Genomic DNA, 18,640 nt, shown 5'->3' on the forward strand with positions numbered 1-18,640 from the left:
GGATAGCCCGGCTAGACCCGTTCGACCAAAACGGCGGGCGTCGGGGTGGTCAGCCGAGGCTCGCCAGCCGGGCGGCGCCGACCAGCCCCGCGTCGCCGCCCAGTTCGGCGGGCAGCACCCGCAGACCGGCCAGAAAGTCCAGCCTGGCGTACTCGGCCAGTTTCTCCCGCAACGGGTCGAAGAGCAGGCGCCCGGAGTTGGCCACGCCTCCCCCGATGACGACCACGTCGATGTCGCAGACGGCGCCGACCGAGGCGATCATCGCCGCCAACGCGGTGGCCCCCCGGCGAAACGCCCGTTGCGCCACCGGCTCCCCGCCTGCCGCGGCGGCGGCCAGGTCACGGGCGCCGCCGGGCGGCGGCGCCGCCCAACCGTTGGCCCGCGCCCAGCGCACCATCGACGGTCCCGACGCGATGGCCTCGACGCAGCCGCGGCCGCCGCACACGCAGGGCGGACCACCGTCCTCCACCACCACGTGCCCGACGTGGCCCGCGTTGCCGGTGCGGCCGGTGTAGGGGACGCCGCCGAGCACCAGCCCGCCGCCCACCCCGGTGGACACCACCATGCCCAGCAGGAAGGCCGCGCCGCGACCCGCACCGCGCCAGTGCTCCCCCAGCGCCATGCACAGGCCGTCGCCGGCCAGCCGCACGGGCACGCCCGGCACCGCGGCCGCCACCCGGTCGCGCAGCGGGAAGCCCTGCCACCCTCCGATGTTGATGGGGCTGACGGTTCCGCCGTGCAGGTCGATGGGGCCGGCCGAGCCGATGCCGACGGCGCCGACCGCGCCGTCGGCCGCCCGCAGCGCGTCGGCGATCGTCGCGTCGACCGCCGCCCAGACCTGCTCGGCCGCACCACGGCTCGGCGTGGGCCGGACAACGGTGTGCACCAGCACGCCGTCGGGGTCGGCGAGGCCGGCGGCGATCTTGGTGCCGCCGATGTCCAGGCAGAGGGTGAGCGCGGTCATCAGTGGCGGTGGACGTTGTCGGGTTGGCGGGGGTCGCCGGGATGCTCGTAGCCCGGGGCGAGGCACACCAGCTCGGCTCGCCGCGCGTCCAGCCAGACGCGGAAGGCACGTCGGCGCGCGGCGCCCCGCAGATGGTCGGCGATCGCCGGCCGCACGTCGTCCAGCGGCGGCCCGACCGGCGCCGGGGCGCGCCAGCCGTGCCGGTCGCGGCGCGGCTCGGCGAATCGCAGCGGGTTGCGGGCGTGATAGGCGGCCACCTCCTCGTCGGTGACGCACACCGCGGCGGTCACGTCGGCAAATAGCGCCCGCGCGCGGGGATCGGCCAGCACCGCCGCGGCGACGCTGCCCAGCTCCAGGCGGGCCGTCGCGTCGGGCAGCAGTTCGGCCTCGCCGGGCGCGCCCCGCCCCGTCAGGCCGCGCGCGTCGGCCTCGGCGGCGACCACCCGCTCGGTGACGATCAGTTGGGTCAGCCAGCGCCGGAGTTGACGCCCCTCCCCGGTGCCGCCGGGCGGCAACGCGGTCGCGCCGGGCCCGCCGCGCAGCCGCGCCTCGGCGGCGTCGACCTCGTCGACACCGACCGGGACCCCGGCAACCGTCGCGACCACGCTCATGTCACGGTCACCCGCACGGCCGGGGAGTAGAGCAGCCGGCCGGCGCAGCCGACCCGGATCAGCGCCCACCACTGGCCGGGCTCCAGCCAGGCCGGAGGGCGCACGTCGAAGCCGAGGTCCGCGGCGCCGTGGGCGGGCAGCACCGCGCCCACCGCGGCGGGACCCAGCCATTCCCACGTCCCCCACGGACTGATCAGGTGCGCTTCCAGCGCCAGGTCCGCCCCGGCGTGGCTGGCGACCCGGAGGGTCAGCGCCGCCGTATCGCCGGCGGTCACCTCGACGTCGCCCGGGCCTTCGAGGAGATAGAACGGCTCCGCGCCGGCGGGCGCGCCGACCTCGATGACGCACACGTCCTCGACCACCTGCCGCCACGCGGCCGGGACCTCCGCCCCGGCGAGGCGAAGCTGGGCGCGGACCGGGTACAGGCCGGGCCCGGCGGTGGCGGGCACCGACACCGCCACGTCGGCCTCGCGGTAGTCGCCGCCGCGCAGCGTGACGGGCAGCTCGTCGGGCTTCGCCGACCAGCCGTCCGGGCACACCAGCGTCACCGTTGCGGTCAGGGCGGCATCGCTGCAGTCGCTGGCCGCGGTGAGCCGCAGGGCGACCTCCTCGCCCGGTTCGGCGGCGGCCCGCGTGGGGTGCAGATGGGCGACGGCCGGCAGCCCGCCGAGCGGCGCGGGTCCCCGGTTGTGCAGCCAGTAGCGCGCGTAGAGCGGCTGGGCGGCTTCGGCGTGCGTGGCCGGCGCGCCGGCCGCCGTCACCGCCCGGGGCGCCTCGAACCGCGCCAGCACCGTGGCCACCCGATAGCCGTGCAGGTCGAGCGGGCGGTGGCCGTCGCGCGGGGTTTCGAGGAGATCGGCGTCGCGGAATCCGCTGACCTCGGCGACGTCGGAGCCGATCACCACGCCGGCCCCCGCCCCCGTCGTTTCCACCAGGCGCAGCGCCACCGCGCGCGGGTCGACCGGACGGGCGCTGCCCGCCGCGAGCGGGTTGCCGGCCGCCTTGAGGGCCGCCAGCTGCACACCACCTTCGGGCTCGACGCGCAACAGCGACCCGGACGGGGGCAACGCGCCCGCCGCACGCCCGCACACACACGCGAGCAGCGGGTGGGAGAACTGCGCGCTGCGGGCGGGCACGTCGGCGCGCCGCCAGTCGCCCGCGCCCGCGATCAGCGCGTAGTCGAAAACGTGGGTCCAGTGCTGGAGCTGGAAGTTCGAGCCGTCCGGGGCCGTGCGGCGCGGTTCGTCGATCCAGATGCCCGACGGCCAACCGGTGCAGGACCGCAGCAACGCGGTGTGCAGGGTGCCCTCGGTGTCGACGGCGAAGCTGGGCACCCCGCGGTTGAGGAGCGCGACGGTGCGGTCCTCGTGTTCGCCGCCGCCCGCCGGCGGCCGCTGGGTCACGACCACCTCCGCGTCACCCAGGTCCTCGGCCACCGACGCGATCGCGGCGGCCAGGCTTTCGTCGTCGCGGCCGGCGATCACCAGCACCGGCAGGGCCCGCACCGCGCGCAGGTCCGCGCCGGGCACCCACACCGCGGCCAACGGGGTCGCGGCCGGCACCCAAACCCTGGCCCGGCCGGTCGCCGCCAATTGGCGGTCGAGTTCCTCGCCGTACGCCGCGTCGGCGGCTGCCAGCACGGCCCGGGTGAAGGCGTTTCGGGCGGGCCCGCCCAGCGCGATGCGCACGTCGGGCAGGTTCGAATCGACCTCGAGGTGGCCGTAGCGCGGCTTGTCCGCGCCGCTGCATGTCGCCGTCACCCCGGCCCGGACCAGCGCGACCATCAGCCCTCGGGCCAGCGGCGCCGACACCGCCTCGTCCGGCGCCACCACCTCGGCCACCGAGACCGCCCGCACGGCTTGGCCGTCGGGCGAACCCACCCGGACCCGCGCCGCCGACGAGAGGCCGAACCAGCCGTAGGCCGGGTTGTCCAGCGTCCACGGATGCTGGGCGGTGTCCACCGACTCGGGCCCCCCGCCGGGCGGGTGCAGCAGCGCGAAACCCCGCCCGATAACGGCGTCGCCGACCTCGCTGACCGGCATGGCGCCCGGCACCGGGCACGGCCACCGCAGCCGCACGAGGCGGTCGGCCCCGGTGAATTCGTCGATGGTGGTGCGGCAGTCCACCCGCGGGACGCCGCGCCACAGGGTCAGGGTTTGGGTGTAGCGCAGCAGCGCGCCGATCCGCCCGGTGACGACCAGCCGCTGCCCGAGCGGGCCGTGGTAGGCACGCGCCCGGGCCGGGAAGGCCGACGAGCACACCACCGGCCCCTTGGGCAGCAGGTGCCACGGGCCCTCGGCCTGCGTCGGGTGCGCCGCGTATTCCTCGTAGACGGCCAGCTCGTTGCCCACCCGGCCGTCGGCGATCAGCTCGCGGCCGTCCTGCAGCAGGGACGCGACTCCCCCGCCACGCTGGGGGTCGACCTCGACGCGGTAATGCTCGTTGGCGATCGCCGAGCCGGGCAGCGGTTCCCAGCCGGCCGATTCGGCGCCGGGCACCAGGCGGTAGGCCCGCCAGCCCAACGACGGCACCTCGCGCGCCAACCAGGTCACCGACCGGCCGCCGTGCTCGACGTGCGCCGGCAGCTGGGTCCCGTCCGCGTCCAGCACCCGGACGCCCGCGCTCAGCGGCGGGTCGAGCCGGGCGGTGACGATGTCGGTGCGCCGCTGCGCAAGCGGGTTCCACACGACGACGTCGCCGCCGACCGCGCCGGACAGCAGCGCCAGTGCGGCGTCGCGGGTCGCGCGGCCCAGCTCCCACGCGTCGCGCCAGCCGGTCAGCAGGTCGAGGTAGACCTGGTCGGACTCCGAGCCGGTGATCCCGTCGTGGTGCGCGCCGTAGGCCAGCTGCACCCACGCCTTGGCCAGCGCCGCCTGCGGGTACTCGGCGCCGGCCAGCAGTCCGGCGAACACGGCGAACCGCTCGGCCTGAAGCACCGCGTTCTCCGCGGCCCGGTTGGCCTGTTTGGTGTCGATGTAGGAGACGTCCTTGCCGGTGTAGATCGGGTTCATGTCGCGGGTCTGCGGCGACGGCGTCCGGCCGCCCTCGGCCAGTTCGGCGCGCGCGGCCGCGAAGAACTCCCGTGGCAGCGCGCACACGAAGCGCGGCCAGGTGTAGCGCGAGGCCCAGTCGCGGTGGATGGCGGTGACCCACTTGTTCGGCGGCGTGTAGTCGGTGCCGACGGGCAGCAGCACGTTGCGCGTCAGCGCGACCTTCTTGAGCTGATCGAACAGCGCGAGGGTGGCGTCCTCGGCCTCCGCCAGCGAGGTGGACGAGTCCATCCACCAGCCCGCCGAGTAGTGCGCGGGCATGTAGTGGGTGAGCAGGCCGCGGCCCGACGGCGAGATCCACTCGAACTCGCTGCTGAACTGCATCCGCTCGACGTCCCCGCTCAGGGCCGGGCCCCACTGGTGGTGCGGGCCGCGGGCCCACGAGCTCGACGTCAGCCCGGCGTCGGCGGCCAGCCCGGGGAACTGCGGGTCGTGGCCGAACACGTCCAGCTGCCAGGCGGTGGCCGGGTCGGCGCCCAGCACGTCACGCTGGAAACCCATGCCGTGCACCAGGTTTCGAATCGTCGTTTCCGGGCTGGTCAGGTTGGTATTGGGTTCGTTGTAGGTGCCGCCCATCACCTCGACGCGGCCCTGCGCGATGAAGCGGCGCAGGTCGGCGCGGTCCTCCGGGCGGGTGTCCCAGTAGGGCTTGAGGTAGTCGACCTCGGCCAGCACGAACTTGTACTCGGGTTCGCGACGCGCCATTTCCAGGTGCGCGTGCACCAGCTCGAACCCGTTGGTCTGCCGGGCGCGGCCCGGCGGGTCCTCGGTCCATTCGCTGGTGTAGGCGCCCTGGGTGTTCCACCAGACCGGGTCGTAGTGGAAGTGGCTGACCATGAACATGGTCCAGCCAGGCTCGGCCACGACGAACTCGAACGGCTCGGCGGCGCCGGCGGCCAGCACCCGCGCCGCGCGCCGCTGCCCGACGACCGGGTGGTCCACCCGGACGGGGACCTCGACGACCTCCTCGCCGCCCCCGGCGACCGCCTCCCCGCGCAGACCGTCCCCTTCGACGCGGACCGGCGTCGGCTCGCATGCTCCGGCGACGACGACGCGGGCGACCTGCAACGGCGCGTCCGGCGGCCCGACGAAAAGCTGCGTCGAGTCCGCCGAAACCAGCTGCATGCCCGCACTTTACGGCGCGGGGGACCTAATATCCGAGAATGCCCGCTCTTGCCCGGCCCGTGGCCGACGAACGTAGCGCACTGCGCGAATTCCTGCAGTTTCACCAGAGTGCCTACTTCGCCGTCAGCTACGGCCTCACCGACGAACAGGCGCGGTCCGCCCCGTCGGTCAGCGCCCTGTCGATCGGCGGCCTGGTCAAGCACGCCACCGGCATGCAGCGCAGCTGGATGGCGCGGGTCGCGGCCGCGCCGGGCGCCCCGCCGAAGGACCCCCGGCCGTTCGAGCAGATCACCAGGGAGTTCGCGGACCAGCACGTGATGCGGCCCGACGAGACGCTGGACGGGCTGCTGCGGGCGTTCGCCGAACAGAACGCGACGACGCTGCGGCTGGCCGAGACCGCGGACCTCGACGCCGCGGTGCCGGTGCCGAAGGACATCCCCTGGTTTCCCAAGGATCAGGAGGCCTGGTCGGTGCGCTGGGTGATCCTGCACGTCATCAACGAGCTGGCCCGGCACGCCGGGCACGCCGACATCATCCGCGAAACCATCGACGGCGCCACCATGTACGAGCTGATCGCGGGGCTCGAGGGCTGGGCGATCGAGGGCTGGGTGCAGCCCTGGAGCCCGGGGGCGAGATCCTGACCGCCGAACCGTCGCCCAACGTGCATTCAGGGCGAAATCCGGCCCGATTTTTCGCCGTGGATGCACGCTCGGCGGTCTTCAGTCGCCGGTGACCGCGGCCACAGCGAGTTGGGACTTGACACCCCAGATTTGGCAGACTGCTTTAGATGAGCTCTAGCAAGCACCGCGACGGGGCCCGGCTGGACCGGGTGCCGCTGCCGGTCGAGGCGGCCCGGGTGGCCGTCACCGGTTGGCAGGTCACCCGCACCGCCGCTCGTGTCGTCACCAAGCTGCCGGGCCGGGGCCCGTGGCAGCAGAAGGTGATCAAGCAGCTCCCGCAGACCTTCGCCGACCTCGGCCCGACGTACGTGAAATTCGGGCAGATCATCGCCTCGAGCCCCGGGGCGTTCGGCGAATCGCTGTCCCGCGAGTTCCGCGGCCTGCTCGACCGGGTGCCGCCCGCCGACACCGACGAGGTGCACAAGCTCTTCGTCGAGGAGCTCGGCGGCGACCCGGCCGAGCTGTTCGCCAAGTGGGAAGAGGAGCCGTTCGCGTCGGCGTCCATCGCCCAGGTGCACTACGCGACCCTGCACACCGGTGAGGAGGTGGTCGTCAAGATTCAGCGCCCGGGCATCCGCCGCCGGGTGGCCGCCGACCTGCAGATCCTCAAGCGCTTCGCCCAGGCCGTCGAGCTGGCCAAGCTGGGTCGCCGGCTCTCGGCGCAGGACGTGGTCGCGGACTTCTCCGACAACCTGGCCGAGGAGCTGAACTTCCGGCTCGAGGCGCAGTCGATGGAGGCCTGGGTATCGCACCTGCACGCCTCCCCACTGGGCCGCAACATCCGGGTGCCGCAGGTGTTCTGGGATTTCACCAGCGACCGGGTGCTGACGATGGAACGGGTGCACGGCATCCGCATCGACGACGTCGCCGCCATCCGCAAGGCCGGCTTCGACGGCACCGAGCTGGTCAAGGCGCTGCTGTTCTCGCTGTTCGAGGGCGGGCTGCGGCACGGGCTCTTCCACGGCGACCTGCACGCCGGCAACCTCTATGTCGACGATCAGGGCCGCATCGTGTTCTTCGACTTCGGGATCATGGGCCGCATCGACCCGCGCACCCGCTGGCTGCTGCGCGAGCTGGTGTACGCGCTGCTGGTCAAGAAGGACCACGCCGCGGCGGGCAAGATCGTGGTGCTGATGGGCGCCGTGGGCACCGTGAAGCCCGAGGCCCAGGCCGCCAAGGACCTGGAGCGCTTCGCCACGCCGCTGACCATGCAGACGCTGGGCGACATGTCCTACGCCGACATCGGGCGGCAGCTGTCGGCCCTGGCCGACGCCTACGACGTCAAGCTGCCCCGCGAGCTGGTGCTGATCGGCAAGCAGTTCCTCTACGTCGAGCGGTACATGAAATTGCTCGCCCCCAAATGGCAGATGATGTCCGACCCGCAACTGACCGGCTACTTCGCCAACTTCATGGTCGAGGTCAGCCGCGAGTACGAATCCGACATCGAGGTCTGATGCAGGTTCGCACCGGCAACGCCATATCCGGCGACCTCAAGCTCTACTACGAGGACATGGGCGACATCGATCACCCGCCCGTGCTGCTCATCATGGGGCTGGGCGCCCAGCTGCTGCTGTGGCGCACGGCGTTCTGCGAACAGTTGGTCGGCCATGGGCTGCGCGTCATCCGCTACGACAACCGCGACGTCGGCCTGTCGAGCAAGACCCAGCACCGCAGCTCGGGGCAGCCGCTGGTGACCCGGTTGGTGCGCTCCTGGCTGGGTCTGCCCAGCCCAGCGGCGTACACGCTCGAGGACATGGCCGACGACGCCGCGGCCGTGCTGGATCATCTCGGCATCGCGGACGCGCACATCGTGGGCGCGTCGATGGGCGGCATGATCGCCCAGATCTTCGCCGGACGGTTCCGCCACCGGACGAAAACGCTGGCCGTCATCTTCTCCAGCAACAATTCGGCTTTCCTGCCGCCGCCGGCCCCGCGCGCGTTGCTGGCGCTGCTGAAGGGCCCGCCGCCGGGTTCGCCCCGCGAGGTGATCATCGACAACGCGGTGCGTGTCGGCAACATCATCGGCAGCCCGCGCTACCGGGTGCCCGAAGAGCAGGCCCGCGCCGAGGCCGCGGAGGGCTACGACCGCAACTACTACCCGCAGGGCGTCGCGAGGCATTTCGGCGCGGTGCTGGGCAGCGGCAGCCTGCGTCGGTACAACCGCCGGACCGCCGCCCCCACCGTGGTCATCCACGGCCGGGCGGACAAGCTGATGCGGCCCTTCGGCGGCCGCGCGGTGGCCCGGGCCATCGACGGCGCTCGATTGGTGTTATTCGACGGGATGGGACATGATCTGCCACAACAGTTGTGGGACCAGGTGATCGGTGTGCTGACGAGCAACTTCGCCGAAGCGAACTGAGCAAAAAACACTCGGAAGAAACGCTTCCCCTGCGGTCTCAGTCCAGCTCGCAGGGTTGTACGGTTGTCAAAGGAGGTGGGTCTACCAATGGCCAAGCTGAAGCCGTATTACGAAGAGTCGCAGGCAACCTACGACATTTCAGACGACTTCTTCGCGCTGTTCCTCGACCCCAACATGGTTTACACCTGCGCTTACTTCAAGAACGACGACATGGCGCTGGAAGAGGCGCAGCTCGCCAAGCTCGATCTGGCGCTGGGCAAGCTCGATCTCGAGCCGGGAATGACGGTGCTGGACGTCGGCTGCGGCTGGGGCGGGGCGGTGGTCCGGGCGGTCGAGCAATACGACGTGAACGTCATCGGCATCACGCTCAGCCGCAACCACTACGCGCGCACCAAGGAGCGGCTGGCCGCGATCCCTACGAAGCGCCGGGTCGAGGCCCGGTTGCAGGGCTGGGAGGAGTTCGACGAGCAGGTCGACCGGATCATGAGTTTCGAGGCCTTCGACGCGTTCAAGAAGGAACGCTGGCCGGCGTTCTGGGATTGGGCCTACAAGACCCTGCCCGATGACAGCCGAATGCTGATGCACAGCATCTTCACCTATCCGCAGTCGGAGTGGAAAAAGCGCGGCGTTCAGATCACCATGTCGGACCTGCGTTTCTTCCACTTCCTCGGCAAGGAGATCTTTCCCGGCGGGCAGATGTGCGGCGAACCCGACATCGTCGACAATGCGCAAGCCAGCGGTTTCTCGGTCGAGCAGATTCAATATCTACAGCCGCATTACGCGCGGACCCTCGATACGTGGGCGGCCAATCTGGAGGCCAATCGCGAACGCGCAATCGCCGTCCAGTCCCAAGAGGTTTACGACCGCTTCATGCGCTACCTGACCGGCTGCGCGGACCTGTTCCGCAAGGGCATCTCGAACGTCGCGCAGTACACCCTCACCAAATAGTGACCGCGCCTCATACGGGTGGGGCTGGACAAGTTCGGTATCGTTGCACGTCAAACCCGCCGAGCAGTGCGTGGGTAATCGGCAGCGAACTCCTTCGGAGCAGAACAGGACGAAAATGGCTGATCAAGCGGCTAGCCCGACGAAGATCCGAACGGCTCCCGAGGACATCCAGGCGCACTACGACGTATCCGACGACTTTTTCGCCCTGTTCCAGGACCCCACCCGGATCTACAGCTGCGCCTACTTCGAGCGTGAGGATATGACGCTGGAAGAGGCGCAATACGCCAAGATCGACCTGAACCTCGACAAACTGGACCTCCAGCCCGGCATGACGCTGCTGGACATCGGCTGCGGCTGGGGGACCACGATGAAGCGCGCCGTCGAGCGGTTCGACGTCAATGTGATCGGCCTGACGCTGTCCAAGAACCAGCACGCCCGCTGCGAGCAGGTGTTGGCCTCGATCGACACCAACCGCTCGTGTGAGGTGCGGTTGCAGAACTGGGAGGACTTCAGCGAACCGGTCGACCGGATCGTGTCGATAGAGGCCTTCGAGCACTTCGGGCACGAGAACTACGACGACTTCTTCAAGCGGACGTTCGACATCATGCCCGAGGACGGCCGGATGACCGTCCAGAGCAGCGTGAGCTACCACCCCTTGGAGATGGCGGCCCGCGGGAAGAAGCTGACGTTCGAGACGGCCCGGTTCATCAAGTTCATCGTCACCGAGATCTTCCCGGGCGGCCGCCTGCCGTCCACCCAGATGATGGTCGACCACGGCGAGAAGGCGGGTTTCGTTGTGCCCGAACCCCTTTCGCTACGTCCGCACTACATCAAGACGCTGCACATCTGGGGCGACAACCTGGAGGCCAACAAAGACAGGGCCATCGAGGTCACCTCCGAAGAGGTCTACAACCGCTACGTGAAGTATCTGCGCGGCTGTGAGCACTACTTCACCGACGAGATGCTCGACGTCAGCCTGGTGACCTACCTGAAGCCGGGAGCGGCCAAGTAGTTCGGTCCTGACCGGGTCCGCGTTGTCGGATCCCCCGCGCGCCGTTCGTCAAAGAGGTAGAGAGTGAAACAGCCGGTTTCGCTCGCTACCCGGAGGTGACGACAGATGCAGTACTTCGCGTTGTTGATCAGCAAGGAGCAAGACCGCACGCCCGACGATGCGGCCGCCGCGATGGCCGCGTTCGAGAGCTTCCATGCCAAAGCCGGCGCGGCGATCCGGGCCGGTGACGCGCTGACACCCGCCGCAACGGTCATCACCGGCGGCCCCGACGCGCCGATCACCACCGACGGCCCGTTCGCCGAGTCGGCCGAGGTCGCCTGCGGCTACTACGTGTTCGAAGCGGAGAATCTGGACGAGGCGCTGGCGCTGGCCCGCGACATCCCGGTCGCGGGGTTCGGGGCGGTGGAGGTGTGGCCGGTGGTGCACTCGATCGAACCGTCCCGCAAGCTCACCGGGAACGACTGGCTGGCGCTGCTGCTCGAACCACCCGCGTCGGCGCACACCCCGGGCACCCCCGAGTGGGAGGCCGTGGCGGCCAAGCACGCCGATCTGCACGCGGCCGCGGGTGATCACATCATCGGCGGGGCCGCTCTGCACGACCGCTCCACCGCCACGACCGTGCGGGTGCGCGACGGTGAGGCCCTCATCACCGACGGGCCGTACGCGGAAGGCGCCGAGATCGCCACCGGGATCTACTTCCTGGCCGCCACCGACCGGGACGAGGCCGTCAAGCTGGCCTCGATGATCCCCGCGTCGACCGTGCAGGTGCGGCAGCTGGCCGGGGTCTCGGGACTCTAAAGCTCCCGCGATGGCCGACCTGGACGGCGTCTTCCGGCGGGAATGGGGGCCCGCCGTCGCCGCGCTCGCGCGGTGGTCCGGCGACCTCACCCTCGCCGAGGACGCCGTCCAGGAGGCCTGCGCCGAGGCGCTTCGCAGCTGGGGCCGCGACGGTGTCCCGGGCAATCCGGGCGGCTGGCTGGTGACGGTCGCACGCAATCGCGTGCGTGATCGTCTGCGCCGCGAATCCGTCCGTCCAGGAAAGGAATTGGCGGCCGTGATCGACGAAATCCGGGCGCGCACCGATCACACCGACCCGTCTCCCGTTCGCGACGACGAGCTGCGGATGATGTTCACCTGCGCGCATCCCGCCCTGGACCGTCAATCGCAACTGGCGCTCACCCTGCGACTGGTGTCGGGGCTGACGGTCGCCGAGATCGCCCGCGCGCTGCTCCAGACCGACACGGCGATCGGCCAGCGAATCACGCGCGCCAAGAACAAGATTCGGCACGCCAACATCCCGCTGCGGGTGCCGCCCGCCGAGCTGCTGCCCGAACGCACCCCGCACGTGCTGGCCTGCGTCTACTCGGTGTTCACCGAGGGGTACTGGTCCACCGCCGGCCCGTCGGCGATCCGCGACGAACTGTGCGACGAAGGGATTCGGCTGGCCGGTGAGTTGTGCGCGCTGATGCCGGACGAGCCCGAGGCCCACGCGCTGGCCGCCCTGATGCTGCTGCACGATTCGCGACGAGCGACCCGGGTTGACGACGCCGGGATGCTGGTGCCGCTCGGGGAGCAGGACCGCCGCCGGTGGGACCGCGGCCGCATCGCCCGGGGGCTGGATCGGCTGCGCCGGGCGGAGGGCTCGACCGGCCCCTACCTGCCACAGGCGGTGATCGCCGCGCTGCACGCGACGGCGCCGTCGTGGGACCAGACCGACTGGGTCACCATCTGCGCGGCCTACGACCGGCTGCTGCTTCTGACCGACTCACCGGTCGTGCGGGCCAACCGCGCGCTGGCGGTGGGCTTCCGCGACGGCCCCGACGCCGGCCTCGCCGCCTTGGACGAGGTGGCGCACGACCCCCGGCTGGGCCGTTCGAATCTGGTCGCGACGGTGCGTGCCGACCTGCTCCGGCGTGCCGGCAGGCCGGCCGAAGCCCTCACCTGGTATCGAGAAGCCCTGGACGCCAACGGTTCCGAGCCCGGTAGGGAGTTCCTGCGGCGCCGCATCGCCGAGTGCGGCGGGTGACCACCCTACTTTGCCGCCGAACGTCGACTTGTTGCGGCGATTACTGCCGAAAACGCCCGACAAGTCGACGTTCGGCGTGCCGAGGCCTACGCCTCCGCGAAGTTGCGGGTGATGGCCGGGTCCACCGGGATGCCCGGGCCCGTGGTCGTCGACACGGTGATCTTCTTCAGGTAGCGACCCTTCGAGGCGGACGGCTTGAGCCGCAGCACCTCGTCGAGCGCCGCGCCGTAGTTCTCCGCGAGGGCCTTCTCGTCGAAGGACGCCTTGCCGATGACGAAGTGCAGGTTGGCCTGCTTGTCGATGCGGAAGTTGATCTTGCCGCCCTTGATGTCGGCCACGGCCTTGGCGACGTCCGGGGTGACGGTGCCCGTCTTGGGGTTGGGCATCAGGCCGCGCGGACCGAGCACGCGGGCGATGCGGCCCACCTTGGCCATCTGATCGGGCGTGGCGATCGCGGCGTCGAAGTCCAGGAAGCCGCCCTGGATCTTCTCGATCAGGTCGTCGCTGCCGACGATGTCCGCGCCGGCGGCCTGCGCCTGCTCGGCCTTGTCGCCGACGGCGAACACCGCGACGCGGGCGGTCTTGCCGGTGCCGTGCGGCAGGTTGACCGTGCCGCGGACCATCTGGTCCGCCTTGCGCGGGTCGACACCGAGCCGGATCGCCACCTCGACCGTCGCGTCCTGCTTGGCCGACGCGGTCTCCTTGGCGAGCTTGGCCGCCTCCAGCGGGCTGTAGAGACTGTTGCGGTCCACCTTCTCGGCGGCGGCGCGATATGCCTTGCTGTTCTTGCTCATTGATTCATCCAATCTGGTGTTGGGTCGTGGTTAAGCAGCGGGCCGAAGCTGGCCCTCCCACGGGGTCGAACTGTGCTCGGCTATTCGACGGTGATCCCCATCGACCGGGCGGTGCCGGCGATGATCTTGGCCGCCGCGTCGATGTCGTTGGCGTTGAGATCGGTCTTCTTGGTCTCGGCGATTTCACGAACCTGGTCCCAGGTCACCTTGGCGACCTTGGTCTTGTGCGGCTCGGCCGAACCCTTGCCCACGCCGGCGGCCTTGAGTAGCAGCTTGGCGGCGGGCGGCGTCTTGAGGGCGAAGGTGAAGCTGCGGTCCTCGTAGACGGTGATCTCCACCGGGATGACCTGGCCGCGCTGGCTTTCCGTGGCCGCGTTGTAGGCCTTGCAGAACTCCATGATGTTGACGCCGTGCTGGCCGAGCGCGGGTCCGACCGGCGGCGCAGGGTTGGCCTGCCCCGCCACGATCTGCAGCTTGATCAGCCCAGCGACTTTCTTCTTCGGGGCCATGAGATGTTGGTGTTCCTTCCTGAACTGGGCGGGACGCCCGAGCTAAATCTTCGAAACTTGGCTGAACGTCAACTCCACCGGCGTCTCGCGGCCGAAGATCGACACCAGCACCTTGAGCTTCTGCTGTTCACCGTTGACCTCGCTGATGGTCGCCGGCAACGTGGCGAACGGTCCGTCCATGACGGTCACCGATTCGCCGACCTCGTAGTCCACCTCGACGGCCGGCCGCTCCAGGCCACCCACCTCGGCGGCGGCCGCGGTGCTGGCCGCGCCCTTGGCGGCCTTCTTCGCGGCCCCCCGCGGAAGCAGGAACTTGACCACGTCGTCGAGCGTCAGCGCCGACGGTCGCGACGTCGCGCCGACGAACCCGGTGACGCCCGGCGTGTTGCGCACCGCGGCCCACGAGTCGTCGGTCAGATCCATGCGCACCAGGATGTAGCCGGGCAGCACCTTGCGATTGACCTGCTTGCGCTGGCCGTTCTTGATCTCGGTGACCTCTTCGGTGGGCACCTCGACCTGGAAGATGTAGTCGCCGACGTCCAGGTTCTGCACGCGGGTCTCGAGGTTGGCTTTGACCTTGTTCTCGTAGCCTGCGTAGGAGTGGATGACGTACCAGTCGCCGGGCTTGCTGCGAAGCTCCGCCTTGAGCGCGGCCGCCGGGTCGATCTCCTCGGCCGACTCCTCGGGAGCCTCGGCCGCTGAGGTTTCCGGGGCTTCAGCAGCCTCGGCGCGCTCTTCTACGTCGACCGCTTCACCCGCGGACGTGTCACCGTCGAAGGTAGTCACGGTTTTCAGTCCTCTCTATCTCTCGCTCAGCCGAACACCAGCAGCACCAGCTTGGTGAGGCCGAAATCCGCGAGGCCGACCAGCGCCACCATGAAGGCCAGGAACGCCAGCACCACCGATGTGTAGGTGAGCATCTGCTTGCGGTTGGGCCAGATAACCTTCCGCATCTCCGCAACCACCTGCTTGAGGTAGTTGTAGACGAAGACGAACGGGTTGGCCGACCGGTCCCCGGGCTTCTTCGGCTTTTTGGCCTTCTTGGCCTTGGCGCCCTTGTCCTCCTTGGCGGGATCGACCTCGTCCGCCGACTCCACGTCGGCGTCCTCGCCGGTCTCGGCCGCTCGCTGGCGGGATCGTTTGCCGGTGGGGCGCTGCGGCCGCGTCACCACAGCGGTCCGGCCGCCACTCGCGCGGTCGTCCTCCCTGTCAGCGACGTCGCTCGTGGCGTCGTTGGCAGCATCGCCTTCGTCGCTCACCGCATGCTCCTTAGTTTTGCTAGTGTCCCGCGGGCCGCCCCAGTCGTGGTGGGCCATTCTTCCAGTGTCCACCATGGCACGGCTTCGTGTTCAGCAGGGGCGACAGGACTTGAACCTGCAACCTGCGGTTTTGGAGACCGCTGCTCTGCCAGTTGAGCTACGCCCCTTCGCGGTTGGCAGGCCAACCTGCGCTTACCTACCGGGGCTCACATGACACGCGCGCTCCCCGTTCTTTCGACTCACGGAAAGCGCGCTGATGCTGGGAAAACCCCGACGTCCGAGTGTACTCGATTCCCCTCAAACCCAGGAAATCCGATTACGCCGTCCTGACGACCTGGCCGGACTCCGGGTCCCATCGCAGGTTCTCCGACTGGTCGGCGTACTGGCTCATCAGCGTGGTGTACGCCTCCAGAACCAGCTCACCGTCGTCGTTGGTGCAGATGTTCTTGGTGACGACGATGTCGGCGCCGAACCGTTCGTCGACCGACAGGATGTCCATCCGGGCCCACAGCTTGTCGCCGGCCTTGATCGGCTTGGCGAACACGAACCGCTGGTCGACCTGGACGATCACCAGCGTTTCCATGCCGATGTCCACGTGCCGGAAGAAATCCAGCTGCACCAGCTTGGCGAAGATGGTCGCGAACGTCAGCGGGGCGAGGATCGCCTCGTGGCCGAGTTCGGCGGCCGCGTCCTCGTCGTAGTGGGCCGGGTGGCGGTCCTTGACGGCCAAAGCGAACTGGCGGAGTTGCTCGCGCCCCACGACGAAGTAGTCCGGGTAGCGCCAGATCATTCCCCTGATGTCTGTTTTGAGCGCCATGGCCTAGGCGAGGGTTGCGGACGCGATCGCCCTGCCGAAGATCTTCTTGCCGCCGGTGGTGGCCGTCAACGCGATGGTGATCGACTTGGTCTCCGGGTCGACCGACTTCACCCGCCCGTTGAAGACGAGCTCGGCGCCCTTGCCGTCGTTGGGCACCGGCACCACCGCGGTGAACCGCACGTTGTACTCGGTGACCGCGCCGGGGTCACCGATCCACGCGGTGACATACCCGCCGCCGATGCCCATGGTCAGCATGCCGTGCGCGATCGCGGTGTCCAGCCCGACGACCTTGGCCATCTCGTCGTCCCAGTGGATCGGGTTCAGGTCGCCCGAGACGCCCGCGTAGTTCACCAGATCCTGACGGGTCAGCGGGTAGGTCCGCTCGGGGAGCTGGTCGCCCACCTTCACCGAGCTGAACTCACGCAGTGGCATCAGAAAATCCCTCTTCTCCATCATCACCGGCACGGCCCGCCAAGGTCGTGTAGGTCTCCTGCACGACGTCACCGGCTTCGTTGGTGACGACGTTCTTGGTCACGATGATCTGGGTGCCGTGCGACACCCGCACCGAATCCACGTAGACGTCGCAGTACAGCTTGTCGCCGGCCACGATCGGGGCATAGAACTTCAGCACCTGGTCGACCTGAACGATCTGCGCGTCCTTGACGGCGACATTCGCGTGTTCGAAGAAGGCCGTCTGCGCCTTGTACCCGAAAACGCAGATGAACGTCAGCGGCGCGAGCAGGCCGCCGTAGCCCAGCTCGGCCGCGGCCTTCTCCTCGAGGAACGCGGCGTCGTCGTTCTGCACGGCGACGGCGTGCTCGCGGATCTTCTCCCGCTCCACGACGTAATGGTCGGGGTAGCGGTAGTGCATCCCGACGATGCTTTCGGATAACGGCACGGCTGAAATCTACCTAGTCGCTCTCGTGACGCGGCTAGCGCGTCTCTCGGTGCGCCTGGTGCTTGCCGCAGTTCGGGCAGAACTTCTTCAGCTCCATGCGGTCCGGGTCGTTGCGGCGGTTCTTCTTGGTGATGTAGTTGCGGTGCTTGCACACCTCGCATGCCAAGGTGATCTTCGGCCGCACGTCGGTACTGGAAGCCATGACGGTTCTCTCTCAAATCTCTCAAGGTGTGCATTGTGTTGTGTTGTAGCGATGGCCGGACTCGAACCGGCGACCTAACGATTATGAGTCGTTCGCTCTAACCGACTGAGCTACATCGCCTCTGCCCGCCCCAATCCGGGTCGGGGCCGCCACGCCTGCTCGGCGTCCGCCGAGCCCCCTAACGGAATCGAACCGTTGACCTTTTCCTTACCATGGAAACGCTCTACCGACTGAGCTAAGGGGGCCGTTCACCCGAATCGGCAGTGCCGTGGGCCTAAAAGAGGGTACAACCTGGCTCGCAGCCGGACCAAACCACGGGCTCTCAGGGGGCGCTGTCGCCGCCTCGCCGCGGCTGCCACGCGCGGAGGTCGCTGAACTCGTCGTACTCCTCGGCCGCTGCGGCATCGGCTTCGGCTTCGGTGAGCAGGGTGCGCAACGCGAGATTGACGGCCTCGCGGGCGTCGGCCAGATGGAAGCGGCGTACCGCCTCGTCAATCAGATCGACGTCGATCTCGATCTCGACCTTCCTGATCATGCGCCAACAATACCCACTGGGCACACCGCCAATCGTTGCTCGCGGGAGGTTGTGCGGCGAAGTCCACGGCGGCGCTGCGGGCCCCGGACGGGCAGGTCCTAGGCTGGTCACGTGTCAAACGACCGGCTGTACTTTCGTCAACTGCTCTCCGGTCGCGACTTCGCCGCCGGCGACATGTTCGCGACCCAGATGCGCAACTTCGCCTACCTGATCGGTGACCGCGAGACGGGCGACTGCGTGGTGGTCGACCCCGCGTACGCGGCGGGCGATCTGCTCGACACGCTCGAGGCCGACGGCATGCACCTGTCCGGGGTGCTGGTCACCCACCACCATCCCGACCACGTGGGCGGATCGATGATGGGCTTCTCGCTGCAGGGCCTGGCCGAGCTGCTGGAGCGGGCGGCCGTACCGGTACACGTCAACACTCATGAGGCGCAATGGGTTTCGCGGGTCACCGGCATCGGCCTCGGCGATCTGACCTCACATGAGAACCACGACAAGGTCAGCATCGGCGGCATCGAGATCGAGTTGCTGCACACTCCCGGCCACACGCCGGGCAGCCAATGCTTCCTACTCGACGGCCGACTGGTGGCCGGTGACACGTTGTTCCTGGAGGGCTGCGGCCGGACCGACTTCCCCGGCGGCGACTCCGACGAGATGTACCGCAGCCTGCGGCAACTCGCGACCCTGCCCGGTGACCCGATCGTTTTTCCCGGGCACTGGTATTCGGCGGAGCCCAGCGCGTCGCTGTCGGAGGTCAAACGCTCCAACTACGTGTATCGGGCCGCCGACCTCGGCCAGTGGCGCATGCTGATGGGCGGCTGAGGCGTTCGCTCGACCACGACGAATCG

The 18,640-nt window shown here is 69.4% G+C and carries 20 protein-coding genes and 3 tRNA genes; 8 read left to right on the plus strand and 15 right to left on the minus strand.

From position 1 onward, the window contains the following. Window positions 1-49: 49 nt before the first annotated feature. From C1737_RS14940 to C1737_RS14950, 3 genes are read right to left on the minus strand one after another with little or no spacing between them, the layout of a single operon-like run. Window positions 50-964, minus strand: coding sequence for an ROK family protein (locus C1737_RS14940; RefSeq protein ID WP_068092088.1), 915 nt, complete (start codon window positions 962-964; stop codon window positions 50-52). Beyond that, a complete protein-coding gene (locus C1737_RS14945) occupies window positions 964-1,575 on the minus strand; it encodes a malonyl CoA-ACP transacylase (protein ID WP_067923601.1) in 612 nt (203 codons plus the stop codon). The genes C1737_RS14940 and C1737_RS14945 overlap by 1 nt, the downstream gene beginning before the upstream one ends. Further along, window positions 1,572-5,750 carry an NEW3 domain-containing protein gene (locus tag C1737_RS14950; RefSeq protein ID WP_102418760.1) on the minus strand — a complete coding sequence of 1,393 codons (4,179 nt, stop codon included), beginning with the start codon at window positions 5,748-5,750 and terminating at the stop codon, window positions 1,572-1,574. Before C1737_RS14950 ends, C1737_RS14945 begins: the two co-directional genes overlap by 4 nt. A 59-nt stretch (window positions 5,751-5,809) precedes the next feature. Between C1737_RS14950 and C1737_RS14955 the strand changes: the two genes are divergently transcribed. The 7 genes from C1737_RS14955 (at window position 5,810) to C1737_RS14985 (ending at window position 12,775) form a co-directional block, all read left to right on the plus strand. After that, on the plus strand, window positions 5,810-6,391 hold the full coding sequence (locus tag C1737_RS14955) for a DinB family protein (RefSeq protein WP_102418761.1): 582 nt from the start codon (window positions 5,810-5,812) through the stop codon (window positions 6,389-6,391). Window positions 6,392-6,537: 146 nt separating this feature from the next. Further along, complete coding sequence (locus C1737_RS14960) at window positions 6,538-7,884, plus strand: AarF/ABC1/UbiB kinase family protein (protein WP_102418762.1); 1,347 nt, start codon at window positions 6,538-6,540, stop codon at window positions 7,882-7,884. Continuing rightward, a complete protein-coding gene (locus tag C1737_RS14965) occupies window positions 7,884-8,789 on the plus strand; it encodes an alpha/beta fold hydrolase (RefSeq protein WP_067923612.1) in 906 nt (301 codons plus the stop codon). Before C1737_RS14960 ends, C1737_RS14965 begins: the two co-directional genes overlap by 1 nt. 87 nt (window positions 8,790-8,876) lie before the next feature. Beyond that, window positions 8,877-9,737: a cyclopropane mycolic acid synthase family methyltransferase gene (locus C1737_RS14970; RefSeq protein ID WP_102418763.1), complete on the plus strand. Its 861-nt coding sequence runs from the start codon at window positions 8,877-8,879 to the stop codon at window positions 9,735-9,737. A 115-nt stretch (window positions 9,738-9,852) separates the two neighbouring features. Next, a complete protein-coding gene (mmaA4, locus tag C1737_RS14975) occupies window positions 9,853-10,749 on the plus strand; it encodes a hydroxymycolate synthase MmaA4 (protein ID WP_102418764.1) in 897 nt (298 codons plus the stop codon). Between the two features lie 105 nt (window positions 10,750-10,854). Beyond that, window positions 10,855-11,547, plus strand: coding sequence for a YciI family protein (locus C1737_RS14980; RefSeq protein ID WP_102418765.1), 693 nt, complete (start codon window positions 10,855-10,857; stop codon window positions 11,545-11,547). A gap of 10 nt (window positions 11,548-11,557) precedes the next feature. Then, entirely contained in the window at window positions 11,558-12,775 is a 1,218-nt protein-coding gene (locus tag C1737_RS14985; RefSeq protein ID WP_102418766.1) for an RNA polymerase sigma factor, read from the plus strand. A gap of 86 nt (window positions 12,776-12,861) precedes the next feature. On the opposite strand, the gene rplA is transcribed toward C1737_RS14985, so the two are convergent. From rplA to C1737_RS15045, 12 genes are all read right to left on the minus strand, one after another. Continuing rightward, the gene (gene rplA, locus C1737_RS14990; protein ID WP_067920380.1) at window positions 12,862-13,569 is read right to left on the minus strand and encodes a 50S ribosomal protein L1; all 708 of its coding nucleotides are present in this window, start codon (window positions 13,567-13,569) and stop codon (window positions 12,862-12,864) included. Window positions 13,570-13,649: 80 nt separating this feature from the next. After that, the gene (gene rplK, locus C1737_RS14995; RefSeq protein ID WP_067211717.1) at window positions 13,650-14,078 is read right to left on the minus strand and encodes a 50S ribosomal protein L11; all 429 of its coding nucleotides are present in this window, start codon (window positions 14,076-14,078) and stop codon (window positions 13,650-13,652) included. A 42-nt stretch (window positions 14,079-14,120) separates the two neighbouring features. After that, window positions 14,121-14,864, minus strand: a complete 744-nt coding sequence (gene nusG / locus C1737_RS15000; RefSeq protein ID WP_102418767.1) for a transcription termination/antitermination protein NusG — start codon at window positions 14,862-14,864, stop codon at window positions 14,121-14,123. Window positions 14,865-14,890: 26 nt separating this feature from the next. Next, window positions 14,891-15,337: a preprotein translocase subunit SecE gene (secE, locus tag C1737_RS15005; RefSeq protein WP_102418768.1), complete on the minus strand. Its 447-nt coding sequence runs from the start codon at window positions 15,335-15,337 to the stop codon at window positions 14,891-14,893. A gap of 94 nt (window positions 15,338-15,431) precedes the next feature. Then, window positions 15,432-15,504: transfer RNA gene (locus tag C1737_RS15010), tRNA-Trp, on the minus strand. Between the two features lie 149 nt (window positions 15,505-15,653). After that, window positions 15,654-16,154, minus strand: a complete 501-nt coding sequence (gene hadC / locus C1737_RS15015) for a (3R)-hydroxyacyl-ACP dehydratase subunit HadC (protein WP_067918520.1) — start codon at window positions 16,152-16,154, stop codon at window positions 15,654-15,656. Between the two features lie 3 nt (window positions 16,155-16,157). Next, on the minus strand, window positions 16,158-16,586 hold the full coding sequence (gene hadB, locus C1737_RS15020; protein WP_067918518.1) for a (3R)-hydroxyacyl-ACP dehydratase subunit HadB: 429 nt from the start codon (window positions 16,584-16,586) through the stop codon (window positions 16,158-16,160). Further along, window positions 16,573-17,052, minus strand: coding sequence for a (3R)-hydroxyacyl-ACP dehydratase subunit HadA (gene hadA / locus C1737_RS15025; RefSeq protein WP_067918516.1), 480 nt, complete (start codon window positions 17,050-17,052; stop codon window positions 16,573-16,575). Before hadA ends, hadB begins: the two co-directional genes overlap by 14 nt. 34 nt (window positions 17,053-17,086) lie before the next feature. Beyond that, complete coding sequence (rpmG, locus tag C1737_RS15030; protein WP_007167776.1) at window positions 17,087-17,254, minus strand: 50S ribosomal protein L33; 168 nt, start codon at window positions 17,252-17,254, stop codon at window positions 17,087-17,089. A gap of 46 nt (window positions 17,255-17,300) precedes the next feature. Further along, a tRNA-Met gene (locus C1737_RS15035) sits at window positions 17,301-17,374 on the minus strand. 52 nt (window positions 17,375-17,426) lie between these two features. After that, a tRNA-Thr gene (locus tag C1737_RS15040) sits at window positions 17,427-17,499 on the minus strand. A gap of 77 nt (window positions 17,500-17,576) precedes the next feature. Continuing rightward, a complete protein-coding gene (locus tag C1737_RS15045) occupies window positions 17,577-17,789 on the minus strand; it encodes a type II toxin-antitoxin system VapB family antitoxin (RefSeq protein ID WP_067919510.1) in 213 nt (70 codons plus the stop codon). 111 nt (window positions 17,790-17,900) lie between these two features. Here C1737_RS15045 and C1737_RS15050 point away from each other — a divergent pair, with 111 nt between their 5' ends. Further along, a complete protein-coding gene (locus C1737_RS15050; RefSeq protein ID WP_067919512.1) occupies window positions 17,901-18,614 on the plus strand; it encodes an MBL fold metallo-hydrolase in 714 nt (237 codons plus the stop codon). Window positions 18,615-18,640 lie beyond the last annotated feature (26 nt).

This window comes from Mycobacterium sp. 4858 (assembly GCF_900240975.1).
In the GTDB taxonomy this organism is placed as follows: Bacteria; Actinomycetota; Actinomycetes; order Mycobacteriales; family Mycobacteriaceae; genus Mycobacterium.